This is a genomic window from Saccharomonospora sp., assembly GCF_027317685.1.
In the GTDB taxonomy this organism is placed as follows: domain Bacteria; phylum Actinomycetota; class Actinomycetes; order Mycobacteriales; family Pseudonocardiaceae; genus Saccharomonospora.
Genome location: NZ_DAHVQP010000039.1, coordinates 1 through 16,779 on the forward strand (window position 1 = coordinate 1; position 16,779 = coordinate 16,779).

Annotated in this window: 17 protein-coding genes; 7 read left to right on the forward strand and 10 right to left on the reverse strand. The window is 66.8% G+C overall.

The features are described 5' to 3' along the window. The coding region (locus tag M7H19_RS04550; protein ID WP_298177436.1) for an AMP-binding protein at positions 1-536 on the reverse strand (536 nt) is incomplete at its 3' end. Positions 537-855: 319 nt separating this feature from the next. Here M7H19_RS04550 and mihF point away from each other — a divergent pair. Beyond that, positions 856-1,167, forward strand: a complete 312-nt coding sequence (mihF, locus tag M7H19_RS04555; RefSeq protein WP_298177438.1) for an integration host factor, actinobacterial type — start codon at positions 856-858, stop codon at positions 1,165-1,167. A gap of 98 nt (positions 1,168-1,265) precedes the next feature. Here the strand turns inward: mihF and M7H19_RS04560 are convergent, their stop codons facing one another. Both M7H19_RS04560 and M7H19_RS04565 read right to left on the reverse strand, forming a co-directional pair. After that, entirely contained in the window at positions 1,266-2,417 is a 1,152-nt protein-coding gene (locus M7H19_RS04560) for an isochorismate synthase (RefSeq protein WP_298177440.1), read from the reverse strand. A gap of 48 nt (positions 2,418-2,465) precedes the next feature. Next, complete coding sequence (locus M7H19_RS04565; protein ID WP_298177442.1) at positions 2,466-3,173, reverse strand: 4'-phosphopantetheinyl transferase superfamily protein; 708 nt, start codon at positions 3,171-3,173, stop codon at positions 2,466-2,468. Between the two features lie 132 nt (positions 3,174-3,305). Between M7H19_RS04565 and M7H19_RS04570 the strand changes: the two genes are divergently transcribed. Further along, positions 3,306-4,475, forward strand: coding sequence for an acyl-CoA dehydrogenase family protein (locus tag M7H19_RS04570; RefSeq protein ID WP_298177444.1), 1,170 nt, complete (start codon positions 3,306-3,308; stop codon positions 4,473-4,475). A 125-nt stretch (positions 4,476-4,600) separates the two neighbouring features. Here the strand turns inward: M7H19_RS04570 and M7H19_RS04575 are convergent, their stop codons facing one another. Genes M7H19_RS04575 through M7H19_RS04590 form a run of 4 tightly spaced genes read right to left on the reverse strand, consistent with a single transcriptional unit; the run spans position 4,601 to position 7,802 of the window. Beyond that, positions 4,601-4,936 carry a hypothetical protein gene (locus tag M7H19_RS04575; RefSeq protein ID WP_298177446.1) on the reverse strand — a complete coding sequence of 112 codons (336 nt, stop codon included), beginning with the start codon at positions 4,934-4,936 and terminating at the stop codon, positions 4,601-4,603. Then, positions 4,929-5,537, reverse strand: a complete 609-nt coding sequence (locus M7H19_RS04580; protein WP_298177448.1) for a TetR/AcrR family transcriptional regulator — start codon at positions 5,535-5,537, stop codon at positions 4,929-4,931. Before M7H19_RS04580 ends, M7H19_RS04575 begins: the two co-directional genes overlap by 8 nt. Next, positions 5,528-7,057, reverse strand: coding sequence for an ATP-dependent acyl-CoA ligase (locus M7H19_RS04585; RefSeq protein WP_298177450.1), 1,530 nt, complete (start codon positions 7,055-7,057; stop codon positions 5,528-5,530). Before M7H19_RS04585 ends, M7H19_RS04580 begins: the two co-directional genes overlap by 10 nt. After that, positions 7,047-7,802 (reverse strand): enoyl-CoA hydratase/isomerase family protein, encoded by a 756-nt coding sequence (locus M7H19_RS04590; protein WP_298177452.1) that lies wholly within the window; start codon positions 7,800-7,802, stop codon positions 7,047-7,049. Before M7H19_RS04590 ends, M7H19_RS04585 begins: the two co-directional genes overlap by 11 nt. Before the next feature lie 49 nt (positions 7,803-7,851). Here M7H19_RS04590 and M7H19_RS04595 point away from each other — a divergent pair, with 49 nt between their 5' ends. Continuing rightward, positions 7,852-8,283: a GNAT family N-acetyltransferase gene (locus M7H19_RS04595; protein ID WP_298177454.1), complete on the forward strand. Its 432-nt coding sequence runs from the start codon at positions 7,852-7,854 to the stop codon at positions 8,281-8,283. A gap of 21 nt (positions 8,284-8,304) precedes the next feature. Then, the gene (locus M7H19_RS04600) at positions 8,305-8,988 is read left to right on the forward strand and encodes a metal-dependent transcriptional regulator (RefSeq protein WP_298177456.1); all 684 of its coding nucleotides are present in this window, start codon (positions 8,305-8,307) and stop codon (positions 8,986-8,988) included. Between the two features lie 706 nt (positions 8,989-9,694). Here the strand turns inward: M7H19_RS04600 and M7H19_RS04605 are convergent. Further along, positions 9,695-9,988: a hypothetical protein gene (locus M7H19_RS04605; protein ID WP_298177458.1), complete on the reverse strand. Its 294-nt coding sequence runs from the start codon at positions 9,986-9,988 to the stop codon at positions 9,695-9,697. A gap of 348 nt (positions 9,989-10,336) precedes the next feature. Continuing rightward, a complete protein-coding gene (gene recQ, locus M7H19_RS04610) occupies positions 10,337-12,163 on the reverse strand; it encodes a DNA helicase RecQ (RefSeq protein WP_298177460.1) in 1,827 nt (608 codons plus the stop codon). A 62-nt stretch (positions 12,164-12,225) separates the two neighbouring features. Here recQ and M7H19_RS04615 point away from each other — a divergent pair, with 62 nt between their 5' ends. Both M7H19_RS04615 and mgtE read left to right on the forward strand, forming a co-directional pair. After that, on the forward strand, positions 12,226-13,290 hold the full coding sequence (locus tag M7H19_RS04615) for a M48 family metallopeptidase (protein ID WP_298177463.1): 1,065 nt from the start codon (positions 12,226-12,228) through the stop codon (positions 13,288-13,290). Between the two features lie 98 nt (positions 13,291-13,388). Next, entirely contained in the window at positions 13,389-14,729 is a 1,341-nt protein-coding gene (gene mgtE / locus M7H19_RS04620) for a magnesium transporter (protein WP_298177465.1), read from the forward strand. An 81-nt stretch (positions 14,730-14,810) separates the two neighbouring features. On the opposite strand, the gene M7H19_RS04625 is transcribed toward mgtE, so the two are convergent. Beyond that, complete coding sequence (locus M7H19_RS04625; RefSeq protein WP_298177467.1) at positions 14,811-15,887, reverse strand: peptidoglycan DD-metalloendopeptidase family protein; 1,077 nt, start codon at positions 15,885-15,887, stop codon at positions 14,811-14,813. A 333-nt stretch (positions 15,888-16,220) separates the two neighbouring features. Here M7H19_RS04625 and M7H19_RS04630 point away from each other — a divergent pair. After that, positions 16,221-16,779, forward strand: a 559-nt coding sequence (locus tag M7H19_RS04630) for an SAM-dependent methyltransferase (protein WP_298177469.1), incomplete at its 3' end; no start/stop codon positions are given.

A 16,779-nucleotide genomic window follows, 5' to 3' on the forward strand; every position in this document is an offset into this window, starting at 1 on the left:
GCGGAACGCTCGTCGATCTCCGGCCAGTCGAACGTCTCCGGCTGGCTCGACAACAGTTCCTCGTACGAATGCACCGTGACGCCCGAGGGCGCCTCCAGCGACGCCGGGTCACCGTTGGCCACGACCACGTGTTTGACGGTCCGCATCTCCGGCAGCTGTTTGGCGAACAGCGGGATGAGGGAGCCATCGACTATCACCACGTGGTCCTCGGCGTGGTTGGCCACGTAGACGAGCTGTTCGGGGAACAACCGGATGTTCAGGGTGTGCAGTACCGCGCCCATGGCCGGAATGGCCATGTAGCACTCCAGGTGTTCGGTGTTGTTCCACATGAACGTGCCGACGCGTTGGTCACCCGTGACGCCGAGGCTGCGCAGAGCGTGGGCCAGCTGAGCGGATCGCTTGCCGACCTGGGCGAATGTCGATTTCCGTGTGCCGGACCCGGTCCAGGTGGCCACCTCGGCGTTGGCATGCAGCCGCGCACCGTACTGCAACAGATGGGCCAGTGACAGCTGGTCGTCCTGCATCGTGCTCAACATTGAGGCTCCCGCTGAAAAATGTTCGGTGAATCCGGGTTGAGGTGGACTGTAGTGCGGAATCCACCTTCGGGGCTTGTGCGCAGCGCCCAACTGTGCTGGCGCTGTCGATTCGACACCGCCCGTGACCAGCGCGTGGCCCGGTCGGGGAAACCTCGCGTGTCGATTTCGCGTCGGTGCCGCACTTGGCGTTTACTGAGCTCTGAGCGGGAACGGCCTGGCCGCTGCGAGCAAGCCGACGGGTGTCGGCGCCGGTGTGGGGCCGACCGCTCTGTCGCCGCGGTGACGCGGTATTCGACGAAGGCACGAAAGGATCACTACGTTGGCACTTCCCACCTTGACTCCGGAGCAGCGGGCCGAGGCTCTCGCCAAGGCCGCGGAGGCCAGGAAGGCGCGGTCCGAACTACTGGCGAACATCAAGTCCGGCAAGGAGAGCATCGACAAGGTGCTCGCGCGCGCCAAGGAGGACAAAACCGTCGGCAAGACGAAGGTGACGCAGCTTCTCAAGGCCGTTCCCGGGCTCGGCCAGGTGAAGGTCGCCGCGCTGTTGGAGCAGACAGGCATCGACCCCGACCGCAGGGCCGCGGGGTTGGGCGACCGCCAGCGGGAAGCCCTCATCGCCGCTTTGAAGTGAAGACCCGCGAGGGCTTCCAGAACACAGTCCGAAACGACACCTCGACGGTGACAACGTCGACTGTGCGTCGTCACCCACAGCATCGACGTCGGTCGATCTCATTCCTGGGGCAGACCCATCGCGCGCAGTAGCGTCGCGAATTTGGCCGTGGTTTCCTCCAGTTCTGTTCTCGGGTCGGATTCCGGCATGATGCCGCCGCCCGCGTAGAGCCGAAGCGATTGTTTCGCCACTTCGGCGCAGCGGATCGACACCGCCCACTCGCCGTCGCCCTTCGCATCCACCCAGCCGACCGCGCCCGCGTAGTAGCCGCGGTCGAACTCCTCGAGTTCGGTGACCAGCTGCCGTGCCGAGACGGTCGGCGTTCCGCAGATGGCGGGAGTCGGATGCAGGGCGGCGGCGAGGTGCAATGCCGTGGCGTCCTGGTCGACGAGTTCTCCCGTGATCGTGGTGCCCAGATGCCACACGGCCGGTGTGGCCACCAGTTCGGGCCGCGATGGGACGTCCATCCGCTTGCAGTACGGCCGCAGCGTCTCCACCACGGCCTCGGTGAGCACGGCGTGTTCGAGGTGGTCCTTGCGGGAGGCCAGCAACGTCCTGGCGTTCTCCGCGTCGATGTCCGGGTCGGCCGATCGAGGCATCGACCCGGCGTGGGGATACGACACCACGTGGCTGCCTCGCCGGGACAGCAGTAGCTCCGGGCTCGATCCCACCAGGGTTCTTCCCTCCGGCAGGTCGGCGGCGAACGTGTAGCCGTGGTCGTTGTCCTTGACGAGGTTGTGCAGGATCGCCTCCGGCCGCACCGGTGCGTCGAACTCGACGTCGAGCGCGCGGGCCAGTACCACCTTGCGCAGCTCGCGCTCGCCCAGTGCGGTGACGGCCGCGGCGACGGTGGCCATGTGGTCGGTCGGCTCGGGCACCGGCCGCACCGAGGCGGGGACGTCGATGGTCCGCCGGGGGAGCGCGGCGGCAGCCGGGTGTACGGCGCCTGCGAACCGTGCCTTCTCGGGGATCACGAGCCGACCCGGGGTGGCGGCGGTGCTGTGGAACGGAAGCACTCCCACGGCGAGCCGGGGGCCGTCGGCCGAGGCGTCTTTCAACGTGTCCCGCACCCGCTCGGCCAGAGCGGTCTCGTCGGCATCGCATACCGTGGCCCGCGCGCCTCCGCCGAGGAGTGTGCGTTCCGTGGTGGCGAGGAAGAAGTCGCCGCGACGGTAATCGGACAGCAGCCGTAGGGGGCTGGGCTCGGTCACGACTCGCCCCTTTCCCTGAGTGCCTTCCGCCCGTTGACCCGGTCGTCCCTATTGTCGGCTCTCCGAGCTCGCGGGGGACCACCACCGCTCGGTGATGTCGATCTCGTCGGTGGTGATGACGGCGACGGCGGCGCGGTAGCCGGGGCCGGGATCGAGGTCGGCCATGCGGGTCGTGTGGGGGGACAGAGCCGAGTCGTCCGAGGTGAGCAGTCGGGCGGGTTCCGTGGCCTTCGACAGGACCAGCGATCGCAGGGGGATGCGCAAACCGCGGCCGGTGGCTTTCATCACCGCTTCTTTACGGGTCCAGAAGGTGAAGAAAGCCTGGGTGCGCGCCTCCGGGGCGCTGGGCAGGGTGGCGTGTTCGGCGCTGTTTAGCGCGTAGGCGATCAGTGAGTCGTCGACGGGGCGCCCGACGGCTTCCACGTCGAGCCCCACCGCGGCGCCGGACGTGGCGGCCACACCCACCCGATCACCGGCGTGGGAGATGGAGAGTCCCAGTTCGGCGTCCGGCACGCGCACGGGGCCGTGTTGCTTGCCGCAGTCGGTGCAAGTGGCGTCGAAGTGGATCGCGTCGGGAGACAGCCCCAGCCGGTCGGCCGCGACGGTCTTGGCGAGTACGCGTCCGGTGAGGAACCGGCGTCGGTCCTCGACCCTGCGGTAGGAGTCGTAGCGGATTCGTTCGGGTGGGTCGAGTAACGCCAGCATGGCCTCCGATTCGAGGACCGGTTCCGACCACCACACGGCGCACTCGATCATGCCTCTTCCGTTCTCTCACCCGTCCGGACTACCTCAATCTAGGTGGTGGCAGGGACTCCCGCCAAGGCCGAACATGCGCTACCGTGCGAGCTAAGCAATCGCTTAGTCAGCCTGATTGAGGAGCTTGTGCCGATGGATTTCAGCCTGAGCGTGGAGGAACGGGAGATCCGTGACTGGGTCCGAACGTTCGTGCAGAAGGAACTCGTCCCCCTCGAGCCGGAAGTACTGCGCAGGGAACGCGAGCACAAGCCGGGCCTCACCGGCGACGAACTGACCGAACTGCAGCGGAAAGCGAAGGAATCGGGCTTCTGGGGCGTGCAGACCCCGGAGGAGTACGGCGGCATGGGATTGTCGGCCGTCATGACGGCGCTGCTGGAGGTCGAGCTCGGCCGCACGTTCGTGCCGTTCAGTTTCGGCGGTTCCGCCGACAACATCCTCTTCCACGCCAACGACGAGCAGAAGGAACGCTACCTGCTGCCCACGATCGAGGGCACGCGCAAGTCCTGCTTCGCCATCACCGAACCGGGCGCGGGATCCGACGCCAAGGCCATTCGGACCACCGCCCACAAGGACGGCTCCGAGTGGGTGATCAACGGAGAGAAGACCTTCATCACCGGTGGCAACGAGGCCGACTTCGCGATGGTGTTCGCCGTCACCGACCCCGAGAAGGGCGCCGACGGCGGTGTGACGTGTTTCCTCGTCGACCGCGACATGGGCTGGCGGTCGGAGTACATCGACACGATGGGCGAGTGGGGTCCCGCCTCGCTGATCTTCGACAACGTGCGGGTACCCGAAAGCCACATCCTCGGTGAACTCGGCCAGGGTTTCGCGCTGGCCATGCAGTGGATCGGACGTGGCCGCTACATCCTTCCCGCCCGCGCGCTCGGTTCGTGCGAACGGTTGCTGTCCATGGCCATCGAGCACGCCAACACGCGCGAGACGTTTGGCGCCCCGATCGCCGAACGGCAGGCGATCCAGTGGATGATCGCTGATTCGGGTGTGGAGATCGAGGCGTTGCGTTGGCTCGTCCTGCACGCCGCGTGGCAGGTGGATCAGGGCATGGATTCGCGGCACGCGCAGTCGATCGCCAAGCTCTACGGCGGTCAGAAGGCCAACGAGATCGTGGACCGGGTCATGCAGATTCACGGCGGCATGGGCTACACCCGGGAACTACCCATCGAGCGGTGGTACCGCGAACTGCGACTGCTGCGCATCTACGAGGGCACGGACGAGATCCAACGCCGCACCATCGCACGCAACCTGCTCAAGGGACACGTCAAGGTGAGCGGCGCGCTCGGCTGACGCGCTGTTCGGTTTCGGGCCCGCCGTGGGGCGGGGACGCGCCCCGCCCCACGGCTGTATCCACAGTGTTTTTCGTGTTCTTCGTGTTTTTTGTGTTTCTCTTCTCGTAAGCGGCGGCTCGGACGCTACGCGGTCGCCTGACGGCCGTGTTCGCGGAGGGCCACCGGAACACCGGCGAGGTCCTCCTCGTTGCACAGCAACTTCAGGTCGTAGTACGGGTGACCGTCTCGGTCGTCGTAGTCGAGGTGGACGGCGAGCACGTCCACGGGTTCACCGAGCCACTGCTGAGTCTGCCGGAGCCACCCGGCGCAGCGTTCCAACGCTGCTGGGAGGTCGTCGTCGCGGAACTCCACCGGGCGGTACGGCACATCCTGGATCTGATCGCGCGGGTGCGACGGCGTCGGAAGCTTCGGCGAGACGCCGGCGTCGTTGAGTTCCAGCTGAATGGTTTCCTCACTCACCCCTCGACTGTCCCTCAGCGGAGCCGCATGGGCAAGCTCCGAGGGCACGTAGGGCCATGTCGGCGTAGTGCTCGGCCAGGTCGTCGAGGGACAGCGAACCGCGTGGCGAGTACCACCGGGCCACCCCGTTACACATCTCCAGCAAAGCGATGCGGGTGACTCCGGGGTGTGCTGTGTCGAACACACCGCGGGCCACTCCGGCGGATACGGCGTCGTCCCACAGCCGTTCGTACTCGTCCCGCAGCGAGACCACCGAGCGTCGCATCGCCGGGGTGAGGACGTGGATCTCGTTGTCGACGATCCACGTCTCCTTCGGCATCCGCGCATGGGTTTTGACGTGCAGTTTCACCAAAGTAGTGAGCCGTCGTGCCGGGTCGGTGACACCTTCGACGGCGGCCGCGGCCGAGTCGAGCAGTGTCCGCAGACACGTGCGCATGATGTCGGCGAGCAGATCCTCCTTGGAGCCCATGTAGTGGTAGAGACTCGCCGTCGACAGCCGCGACTCCTGTGCGAGCTCGCGGATCCCGGTGCCGTGGAATCCCTTGGCGGCGAACAGCTTCACGGCCGCTCTGCGGACACGTTCGCGCGTGTCTAACGCCACTGCCGCTCCACCCGGTCGTAGGAGTCCTCGGGGGTGGCCGCACCCGCCTTGCGGAGCTCGCCCTTGGCGATCCGCTCGGAAGCCGTCATCGGCAGCGAGTCCACGAACGTCCAGTAACGCGGCACCTTGAAGTAGGCGAGTTTGGTGCCGCAGAACTCGGCCAGCTCGTCCGGTGTGGCTTGCTGTCCGTCGGCGAGCACGATGAATGCCTTCACCTCTTCGCCGCGGAGTTCGTCGGGCACGCCGAGTACGGCGGCCGTGCGCACCGCGGGGTGCTGTTGCAGTGCGCGCTCCACCTCGTCGGCGACGATGTTCTCGCCGCTGCGGCGGATCATGTCCTTGGTGCGGCCGACGTAGAACACGCGCCCGGCGGCATCCATGCGGGCCACGTCGCCCGTGCGGAACCAGCCGCCCCGGAACGCCCGCGCCGTGGCCTCGGGGTCGTCGTGGTAGCCGTGCATCAGCCCGACGCCTCGGATGAGCAGCTCACCCTCCTCGCCACGGGGCACGAGACGGCCGTGTTCGTCGGCGATCATCACCTCACGCCCCGGCGCGGGTCTGCCGAGACAACCCGTGCCGACGTGCTCGTCGTGGTCGGCGGGGTACATGCGGATGTCGCCGCCGGTCTCGGTCATGCCGAACGCTTCGAACCACGGCACCCCCCAGCGTTGTTCGAGTTCGGCGTGCAGTTCCTTGGGAATGGCGGACGCGCTGATCGCCCGCACCCGATGGTCGCGGTCGTCCTCGGTCGGCGGCATGCGCAGCAGCAGGGTGGGCATGAGCCCGAGGCAGTAGAACCACGTGACGCCGTGTTCGCGTACTTTCTCCCAGAACGTCGAAGGGTGGAAACGGTCGAGCACCACGAGTGTGGCACCGGACGCCAGTCCTAAAGCGACATTCCACTGAGGATCTATGTAGTGGAAGGGTTGGGCGGTCAGTATCGTGTCGTCGGCGCTGATGTTCGGGAAGTCCGAGACCAGCCCACCGGCCAGTGTCGTCCAGTACCGGTGGGGCAGCACACAGCCCTTCGGCGCGCCGGTGGTGCCGGAGGTGTACTGGATGTTGGTGGGGAGTTCGGCAGCGGCCTCGTACGCGGGCGGCTCGCCGCTCGGAGGGAGCTCGTCGAAGGTCAGCACCCGCTCCACCGATGTCCTCGGGGCGATGGTGGTGAGCAGCCCTGTGAACCGCTCGCCCGCGACGGCGAATCGGGCTCCGGAGTGCGCGAGCACGTGTTCGCCGTCCAGCTCGCGGTAGTTGGTGTTCACGGGCACCAGCACGGCGCCCAGTCGGGCCAGCGCCAGCCACAGCAGTGGGAACTCGGGCCGGTTCTCCAACATCACGGCGACCCGGTCACCGCGACGCACCCCGAGCTCGTGCAGCGACCCCGCCACCGACTCGACCCGGTCGGCGAGCTCGGCGAAGGTCAGCCGATCACCCGTCGCGTCGAAGACCCAGGCGGTCTTGTCGGGCCAGGTGGCGGCTGCGTGGCGCAGCAGCCCCACGAGGTCGTCAGCGCTCATCGAACTCCTCCTTCGACCGGGCTACCTCGGGCGAGTACTCGGTGATCATCGCGTGGCTGACCTCCAGCTCCAGAACGGTCTCCAAGGCGCTTTCGACGCCCTGGTCCAGCGCCCGCTTGGCCAACGCGACCGCCGAGGCGGGCTTGTCGGCGAGCGTGCGCGCCGTCCGGTGCGCGTGCTCGGCGAGCTCGTCGACCGCGACCACGGTGTTGACCAGTCCCAGCGCGTGGGCCGACTCCGCGTCGACCCGTTCACCCAGCAGCACGAGCTCCTTGGCCTTGAGCGGGCCAACCAACAGCGGCAGCAACCGCGAGGCCGCGTTCGTGACGCTCAACCCCAGTCCCACCTCGGGGAAGGTGAACACGGCGTCGTCCGCCGCGACGACGAGGTCGCAGCCCAGGGCGAACTCCGCGCCTGCGCCGATCGCGTAGCCGTGCACGGCGGCCACGACGGGCTGCGGCAGCCCCCGCAGGGCCCGGGTGACGTCCTGCAGCCGCTCCAGTCGCCTGCGGGACTCCTGCTGGGGCGGAGGCTGTTTGAGATCGTGGCCCGCGCAGAACGCCCGGCCGCGCCCGGCCAGCACGACCGCGCCGATGTCCGTGTCGGCACCGACCCGGTTCAGCACGGCGATCAGATCCTCGACGAGTTCCGGAGTCACCGCGTTCAGTCGGTGCGGTCGGTTCAGCCACACGGTCGCCACGCGGTCGGTGATCTCCAGGGCCACGGTCTCAGCGTTGTCTCGCATGTCCGTGCAGCCTAGCGATCCGATCGACCGATCGATAGGGTTTGGCGTCATGCCAGTACGCGACGCTGTGGAAAGCGACATCGACGACATCTGCGCGATGATCGAGGAACACGCCCGGTACGAGGGCAACGACGAGCTGGCCCTCGACCGCGAGGAGATGCGGCGGTACCTGTTCGGACCCGATCCGAAGGCGTGGGTGCTGATCGCCGAGGCCGACGGCGAGACGGCGGGTATGGCGTTCTGTTCGTGGACCTTCTCGACCTGGGAGGCCAAGCCCGGCATCTGGCTCGACGACCTGTTCGTACGCCCCGCCTATCGGCGGCACGGCCTTGGCAGGAAACTGCTGTACGAACTCAAGGCCCGCACGAGCGGCCGCGTCGAGTGGGACATGCAGGAGGGCAACGAGAAGGCCGCCGCGTTCTACGCAGAGCTGGGCGCCGAGCCCGTGCCGGGATGGGTGCGCTATCGCTGGCGTGGCTGAACAGTACGTATCGTAGGAAGTATGGTTGCTGGCTCGAACCGTCGGTCGGCCTCGATCGAGGACTATGTGCGGGCGATCTACGGCCTGGAAGAGCGTGGCGAGGCCGTCACGAACACGGCCCTGGCCACGCGCATGGAGGTGAGCCCCTCTTCAGCGTCGGGGATGGTGACCAAGCTGGCTCAGCAGGGTCTGGTCGAACACGTGCCGTACCGCGGTATCGGGCTCACCCCCGAGGGACGGTTGCTCGCCCGGTCGGTGCTGCGTAGACACCGGCTCATCGAGTCGTTCCTGGTGTCCGAGCTCGGCTACACCTGGGACGAGGTGCACGCCGAGGCGGACTTGCTCGAACACGTGGTGTCCGACTTGCTGATCGAACGCATCGCCACAAAGCTCGGCAACCCGGTGCGCGACCCGCACGGTGATCCGATCCCGGCCGTGGATGGTTCGGTGGAGGAGGTGTCCACCAAGCTGCTGGAGGAACTGCCGGCTGGAACCGTGGGCGAGATCGTGCGGGTGTGGGACACCGATCCCGAACTGCTGCGTTACCTCGCCGAACGTTCCATCGGGCTGGGCAAGCGCATCGAGGTGGTCGAGCGGCAGCCGTTCGGCGGGTCGATCGTCGTCCAGGTCGGCCAGCCGCCCCACGCCGCCACTCACGCTCTGGGCAGAGAGATCGCGCAGGCACTGTCGGTATCGCCGCGCTAGCGCACTGAAGTGGTGTGGGGGATTCGAGGTCGTGTCGAGGTCGTGTCGAGAGCCTGTTCACCGAGCCGCTGGACGTACGTGGAGTTGGGTGACACGGGCCGTGTGGCCTGGGACTGGGCCATGCGGGTGGCGGGTGGCGGGTAAGCGCCGAACCTGATACATCAGCACGAACCCGGCCGGCGCGCAACCCGACTCGGGCGGGTGTTCGCCGTCGCCGGGACGTCGAAGAAATGTCGTGAAAAACTGGAAATAAGGTTCGAATTCCGGCCTCGGGTGCTTGGTCTCTCGAATTCGGAATGCGCCGCAGAATCCTTAGTCGGCGCTCTTCGGGAAGCCATCGGGGACGAAACCGGTGCCGAGGAGTTCGGTGGAGGCGGTGAAGGTGGCGGTGGTGGCGGGTAGTGGTGCGGGACGAGGCCGATGCCGTGTCCGCAACCGGCTGTGCCGGCCCGGGGCTCGCTCGACACCGCTCACGTCGTAGGTCGATTCGTTTCGTGAAGTCCTGGCTTTCCGAGCCGGTCTTCGACGGTTGTTACTCACGGGCACTGCCGGAAAGCCCGATTCGGCTTCCTGGATCACCGTGACCGCCGGGTGCCGCCGCGTTCCCGGGTCCAGTGGGCCGCGACGGTCGCCATGGCGGACCGGTGCTGAACATGAAACGGGTGGGAGACCAGTTGGTCTCCCACCCGTAGCTGGAGAACGAGGCTCAGTTGTTCTCGGCTTCGGTGATGCAGGAGTTGACGGAGGTGCCCTCGGTCTCCCCGGCGGGCGAGAGCAGCGACAGGCCGAGCCCGTTCAGGACGTCGGTCACCTGCACGCCGAGCACGTTGATGTTGTTGTCGCAGACACCGATGTTGTTCTCGTTGAGGACGTCGTCGACGTTGACCAGGCCCACCTGGCCGGTGTTGTCCTCGACCTCGTCCGGGGTCGCGAAAGCGGGCGAGCCGATCATCAGCAGTCCGGCCGCGGCAGAGGCGACAATTGCACTCTTCTTGAACACCTTATCCCATTCCTATCGACTCGAGTGACGTTCTGCTGCGGTAGGGAATTCACCGCAACCGTTCATGAAGCTACAAGAAAGTCGACCTTTACACACGGCAAAATAAAGCTAAGTGAACTCACCCGATCATGCGGTGATGTGGGTCACTGTTAATGGTGGAAAAAAGGGTTAAACGTCGTTGACCAGTGGATATTCGGAATCTTCGAGATCGCCCAGAGTAACCGGGAGCCCGATTGTGGAGTGAGTGCTACCCGTCTGTGTGATGAGTAAAGCACGGGGCGTATTGGCTCGGGATTTCTCAAATGACCCGATAGGATGAATCTTGGCCCGGAACTTGCTGAAAAGAATTCATGTTCCGGTGATGATCTCGAGTACCTGGTCGCCGTATCTGGCCAGCTTGCTCTCCCCGACACCGTTCACGGTGCCCAGCTCATCGAGGCAGGTCGGACGCAGTGCGGCGATCTGTCGCAACGTCGCGTCGTGGAAGACGACGTAGGCGGGAACGCCCTGACTCTTCGCGGTCGTGGCCCGCCACACACGCAACTGCTCGAACAACGCGGCCGCCTCGCTGTCCAACTCCACGGGCACAGCTGCCGCGGACCTCTTGGCCGTGGCCCGCGACGACCGCACGGCGACCCTGTCCGGATCGCGTCGCATCCGGACGGTGCGACCGCGGTACAGCACCTCGTCGGAAGCTTCCGTGGTGACGAGCGTGCCGTAATCGCCTTCGACGGCGAGCAGTCCCTGTGCGAGCAACTGCCGGACGACTCCGCGCCACTCGACCTCGCTGAGATCGGAGCCGACACCGAACACCGACAACTCGTCGTGCCGGTGCTGCGTGACCTTGGGCGTGTGCTTGCCGCGCAGGATGTCGACGACCTGTCCCGCCCCGAACTTCTGCCCGCGCTCCCGACGCAGCCGCACCACGGTGGACAACAGCTTCTGAGCGGCCACGGTGCCGTCCCACGACTCGGGCGGCGACAGACACGTGTCGCAGTTGCCGCAAGGCCGCGAGTCCTGCCCGAAGTACGCCAGCAGACCGACCCGGCGGCACTCCACCGTCTCGCACAGCGCCAGCATCGCGTCCAGATGTGAGGACAACTTCCTGCGATGAGCCGCGTCGCCGTCGGAGGTGTCGATCAACCGTCGCTGGGCGACGACGTCCGACAGCCCGTACGCCAGCCACGCCGTGGACGGCAGACCGTCCCGCCCCGCTCGCCCGGTCTCCTGGTAGTAGCCCTCGACCGACTTCGGCAGGTCGAGGTGAGCCACGAACCGCACGTCCGGCTTGTCGATCCCCATTCCGAACGCGATGGTGGCCACCACCACCGACCCCTCCTCGCGCAGGAACCGATCCTGGTGCCGGGCACGCGTCGCCGCGTCGAGCCCGGCGTGGTAGGGCAGTGCCTCGATACCGTTACGGTTCAGGAATTCGGCGGTCTCCTCCACAGAACGGCGCGAGAGGCAGTACACGATGCCCGCCTCGTTCGGATGCTCGGTGCGCAGAAAGTCCAGAAGCTGCTTGCGCGGGTCCTTTTTGGGCACGATGCGGTACTGGATGTTCGGCCGGTCGAAGCTGGACACGAACACGCGCGCGTCCTCCAACCGCAGCCGCGTGGTGATCTCGGCCCGCGTGGCCGGGGTCGCCGTCGCGGTCAACGCCACACGCGGCACGTCCGGCCTGCACTCGGACAGCTTCGACAGCTCCAGATAGTCGGGCCGGAAGTCATGACCCCACTGGGACACACAGTGCGCCTCGTCGATGGCGAACACCGACACCGGGCCGCGTTCGATCAGCCTCATCGTGGCCTCGGAGCGCAGACGTTCCGGCGCGAGGTAGAGCAGGTCGAGCTCACCCGCGAGGAACTCGGCCTCGACCATGCGCCGCTCGTCGGGGTCCTGCGTGGAGTTGAGGTAACCCGCCCGCACTCCCACGGCGCGCAACGCCTCCACCTGGTCCTGCATCAAAGCGATGAGCGGCGAGACGACCACACCGACGCCGTCGCGCACCAGGGCGGGAATCTGGTAGCACAGCGACTTCCCCCCGCCCGTCGGCATGAGCACGAGCGCGTCGCCACCGGCGGTCACGTGGTCGACGATCTGCTGCTGGTTGTCACGGAACGTGTCGTAACCGAAGACGCGCCGGAGCACGTCGAGAGTCCGAGGGTTTCCCACCCGGCGGATCCTAGGCGGCTATTAAGCTGACAAACCCCACCGGCGAGGAAAGGGATCGTTCGATGGCAGAGTCCGCACCGTCCGACCCGTCCTATCGCGTCGGCGATTCGGGGCGGGTGCGTTTCCCCGGTATCAGCCCACGCGCTTACGAGCACCCCGTCGACCGTGGTGCATTGGCGACGCTGCGCATGGTGCCCGGATTCCCCGAGGTGCTGAAGACCGTCACCGGCTTCTTCCACGAGCGTGGCGAACGACTGATGGCGTTGAGCTCGGCGGTCCGCGTCGGCCCGGCGCAATACCCCGAGATCGACGCGTTGCGGCACGAGTGCGCGCAGATCCTGGACCTCGACCCGGTGCCCGACGTGTTCGTGGCCCGAGGCGCCGAGCCACAGGCGATGGCCATCGGCATGGAGACACCGTTCGTGATGCTCACCACGGGCCTGGTGGAACTGCTGGACCTCGACGGCCTGCGGTTCGCCGTGGGACACGAGTTCGGGCACGTGCTGTCCGGACACGCGGTGTACCGCACCATGCTGCTGCGGCTGCTCCAACTCCGGACGAGCATGTCGTGGACACCGATGAGCGCTTTGGGCCTGCGGGCGGTCATCGCCGCGCTCAACGAGTGGTTCCGCAAGTCGGAACTGTCGTGCGACCGAGCCGGACTGCTCTGCGGACAGGACCCCGCCGCCGCGCTGCGCACCCACGTACTGCTGGCGGGCGGTGTCGACCCGGCCCGCATCGACACCGAGGCGTTCCTTCGCCAGGCTAACGAGTACGACTCGGTGGACAGCATCCGCGACAGCATCGTCAAACTGCGCAACATCGAGACACTGGCACACCCGCTCGCCGTCGTACGCGCCGCGCAAGTGCAGAAATGGGCGGCCTCCGAGGAATACCGCGCGATCCTGGCCGGTGACTACCCCCGGCGGGATGCCGAGCCACCCCACCGCGACTGGGCCACCGACGTCAAGGCCGCCGCCCGCGCCTACAAACAGTCGTTCGCCACATCGGCCGACCCCCTGCTCAAGGTGTTCACCGACGTCGGTGAAACCGTGTCCGGCGCGGCCGGTTCGGTGTGGAACAGGTTTACCGCGCGAGGTTCCGCGAACACCGACGAGCGCGGGTAGCCGAGAGTCGCACCACGTTTACGTGCGGGTACCCCGGTCGTTGGTACTGGTGGAGGCGCACGACCGGTTGGCGGGACTGGAGGGAGCGCACAGCGGCTATGACAGCACAGCCGGCACGGACTCTGCGGGATCTGCTCGACGACAACGACATCGCAGGACTGCAGGAGTGGCTCGCCGAGCACCAGCCGTACGAGATCGCCGACGAACTCGCCCGGGCCGACGCGGTGCAGGCGGTCCTGCTTTTCCGCCTCCTCGACAAGGACCGCGCGCTCACCGTGTTCGAAGAGCTCGACCCCACCGACCAACACAAGGTGCTCTCCGGCCTACGAGGCCACGCCTTCCGGGACGTGGTCGAACGGATGAACACCGACGACCGTGCCCGCCTGCTGGGGGAGGCGCCCGCCAAGTTCGCCCGGCACGTGCTCGCGGGACTCAGCCCGCACGAAAGAGCTCTGACAGCGGCGTTGCTCGGCTACCCCGAGCACGCCGTCGGCCGCTACATGAGCCCGGACACGGTCGCGGTGCGGTACTACGTCACCGCCGAGGAAGCGCTTTCGGTGGTGCGGAATAAAGGAGCCGGCGCCGAAACCGTCTACACCCTGCCGGTGATCGACGAGCGGCGTTGCTTCCTCGGCACCGTGTCACTACACGACCTCGTCCTCAGCTCACCCGACCAACGGGTGCTGGACATCACCGACACGGAGACCCCGAAGGTGCGGGCCACCGACGACGTCGAGGAAGCCGCGAGACTGATGCAGGACACCAACGTGCTGGCGTTACCGGTGACCGACAGCGAGAACCGGGTACTGGGTCTGCTCACCGTCGACGACGCGTTCGAAGTCATTGAGGCGGCCGACACCGAGGACATCGCGCGTCAGTCCGCGGCGACCCCGTGGACCGGGCACTACATGTCGGCGAGCGTGGTGCAACTGGCCAGGTCGCGGGCGCTGTGGTTGTTGCTGCTGATCCTGGCGGCCACGTTGACGGTGAACGTGCTCCAGTTCTTCGAGGACACCCTGGCTAGCGTCACGGCGCTGGCGCTGTTCATCCCACTGCTCGTCGGCACGGGCGGCAACGCGGGCGCGCAGGCGGCCACGGCCGCGGTACGGGCGATCGCCGTGGGCGAGGTGCGCAGCCGCGACGTGTTGAAGGTGGCGTGGCGCGAATGCCGGGTCGGCCTCGTACTCGGCGGAATGCTCGCCGTGGTGGCCCTGTTGGTGGGCACATTGATCGTGGACCTCACCGTGGCGGCGAGCGTGGCCGTCTCCCTCGTCGCCGTGTGCGCGTGGGCGGCGACCATCGGCTCGGTGATGCCGTTGCTGGCCAAACGCGTGGGCATCGACCCGGCCGTGATCTCCGCACCTTTGGTGACCACGCTGGTCGACGCCACCGGGCTGATCATCTACTTCCTCGTGGCCCAGTTCGTGTTCGGCCTGTGACACGGGAAGGGCCACCTTCGTCGGTGTCGCGGCGAAGGTGGCCCTCGCGAATGGTCTTCACGATGCCCCGCGGGGCGTGCCTCACAGCGCGATGCCGTGGGACTCCAGCCAGGGCAGCGGGTCGATCTTCACGCCGTTCTCGTGGACCTCGAAGTGCAGGTGCGGGCCGGTCGACTGACCGCGGTTACCCAGCGTCGCGATCTGCTGGCCGGCCTCCACCCGCTGGCCGACGGACACCAGGGACTCGTTGATGTGCCCGTACACGGTGATCAAACCGTCGTCGTGCTGGACCCGCACCCACAGGCCGAAGCCGCTCGCGGGACCGGACGAGATCACCGTGCCCGGCAGGGCCGAGTAGATGGGAGTGCCGATCTCGTTGGCGATGTCCACGCCGTAGTGCGTGCTGCCCCAGCGCGGGCCGTAACCGGAGGTGAACCGGCCTTCCGCGGGCTTCACGACACCGCTCGGAGACGCTGCGGGCGCGGCGCCGCCACCACCGGCCTGTTCCTCTTCCGACTTCTTCTGCTCGTTCATTTTGTCCAGTTCGGACTGAGCCTTGTCCTGTTCGGAGACGGCCTGCTCGTGTGCCTTCTCGGCGTTGTGTCGAGCCTGTTCGGCCTTGGTCTCCTCGCGCTCGGCGTTCGACACCGCGTTCTTGGCCTGCTCGACGGCGTCGCGCTTGTCCTCGACGTCCTGACTCATCGAGTCGGTGACATCCGAACCCAGGAAGGCGAGAATCGAGTTCACCATGCCGTCGAAGCTGAACCCGGCCGCCGAGTGCTCACTGACGCGCTCCTCGGCCTTCGCCAGCTCCGTCTCGGCCTGGGAGAGCTGCTGGCGAGCCTTCGCCAATCGGTCCCGGGCCTCGGCCGTGGCCTTCTTCGCCTTCTCGTGCTGGCTCGTCGTGTTGTCGAGCCTGTGCTTGGTGTGATCGGTTTGCTTCTTGGCCTTGTCGAGGGCCTTGTTCGCGTCCTCGATCTGCTTGTCGAGCGACTTCTCACCGTCCTGTTCACCCTGCTGTGCCGCCAGTCGGACCTGAGAGTCCTGCACGGACGGCGTCACGGCAGGGTCGGCGAATGTCACGCCAGGAGTGGAAATCAGCGTCATGGAGGCGAGCATTGCGATCGGGGCGGCTCGCCGGAGTTGACGCGCACGCATGTGCGACTCCATTTGTCATGTCGGGGGATGAGTACGCCGGCGGGGGACCGACGCACTCGGATCGGGGCACTGGCGACTATGCGAGGTCTCCAAGAGCGGCTTCTAGCAAACTTGACGTTCGCCACAACATTTCGGTTACTTTTCGGCCAATTATCGGCGTGGCGTACTTGACTGCACGCGAATAGTCGACCGTGAAGCCCGCGATCCCACTCCGGCGAGGTGTGTGCGGAGGGTTCCTTTGCGATGACCGAACTGACACACTGCCGTTGATGATCACGCTCGGTGGCACGGTGCCGGCCGTCATGTTCCGCCGCTGGAAGGAGACCCGACGTAGTGTCCGACACAGCACACGAGATCCCGCCCTCCGCGAAGCTCGAACCCACCAAGCCGACGGTCGCTCGCGTCTACGACGCCAGCCTCGGCGGCAAGGACAATTACGAGGTCGACCGGCGAGTCTTCGAGATGGCCAAACAGGTGGCGCCCCACCAGGGTGACGTCAGCAAGATGAACCGCCGCTTCCTCGTGCGGGTCGTGCGCTACCTCACCGAGATCGCGGGCATGGACCAGTACCTCGACCTCGGCAGCGGCTTGCCCACCGTGCAGAACACCCACGAGGTCGCCCAGTTCAGCAACCCCGAGGCTCGCGTCGTCTACGTGGACATCGACCCGATCTGCAACGTCCACGGCCGGGCGCTGCTGGAGGAGAACGAGTTCACCCGCTTCGTGGAGGGCGACCTCACCAAACCGGAGGCCATCCTGGGCCACCCGGAGATCACCGGCCACCTCGATCTCGACCAGCCGTTGGTGCTCATGCAGATCGGCACCCTGCACCACGTGGCCGACGAGGAGGACCCCGTCGGGATCATGCGCGCTTACATCGACGCGTTGCCGT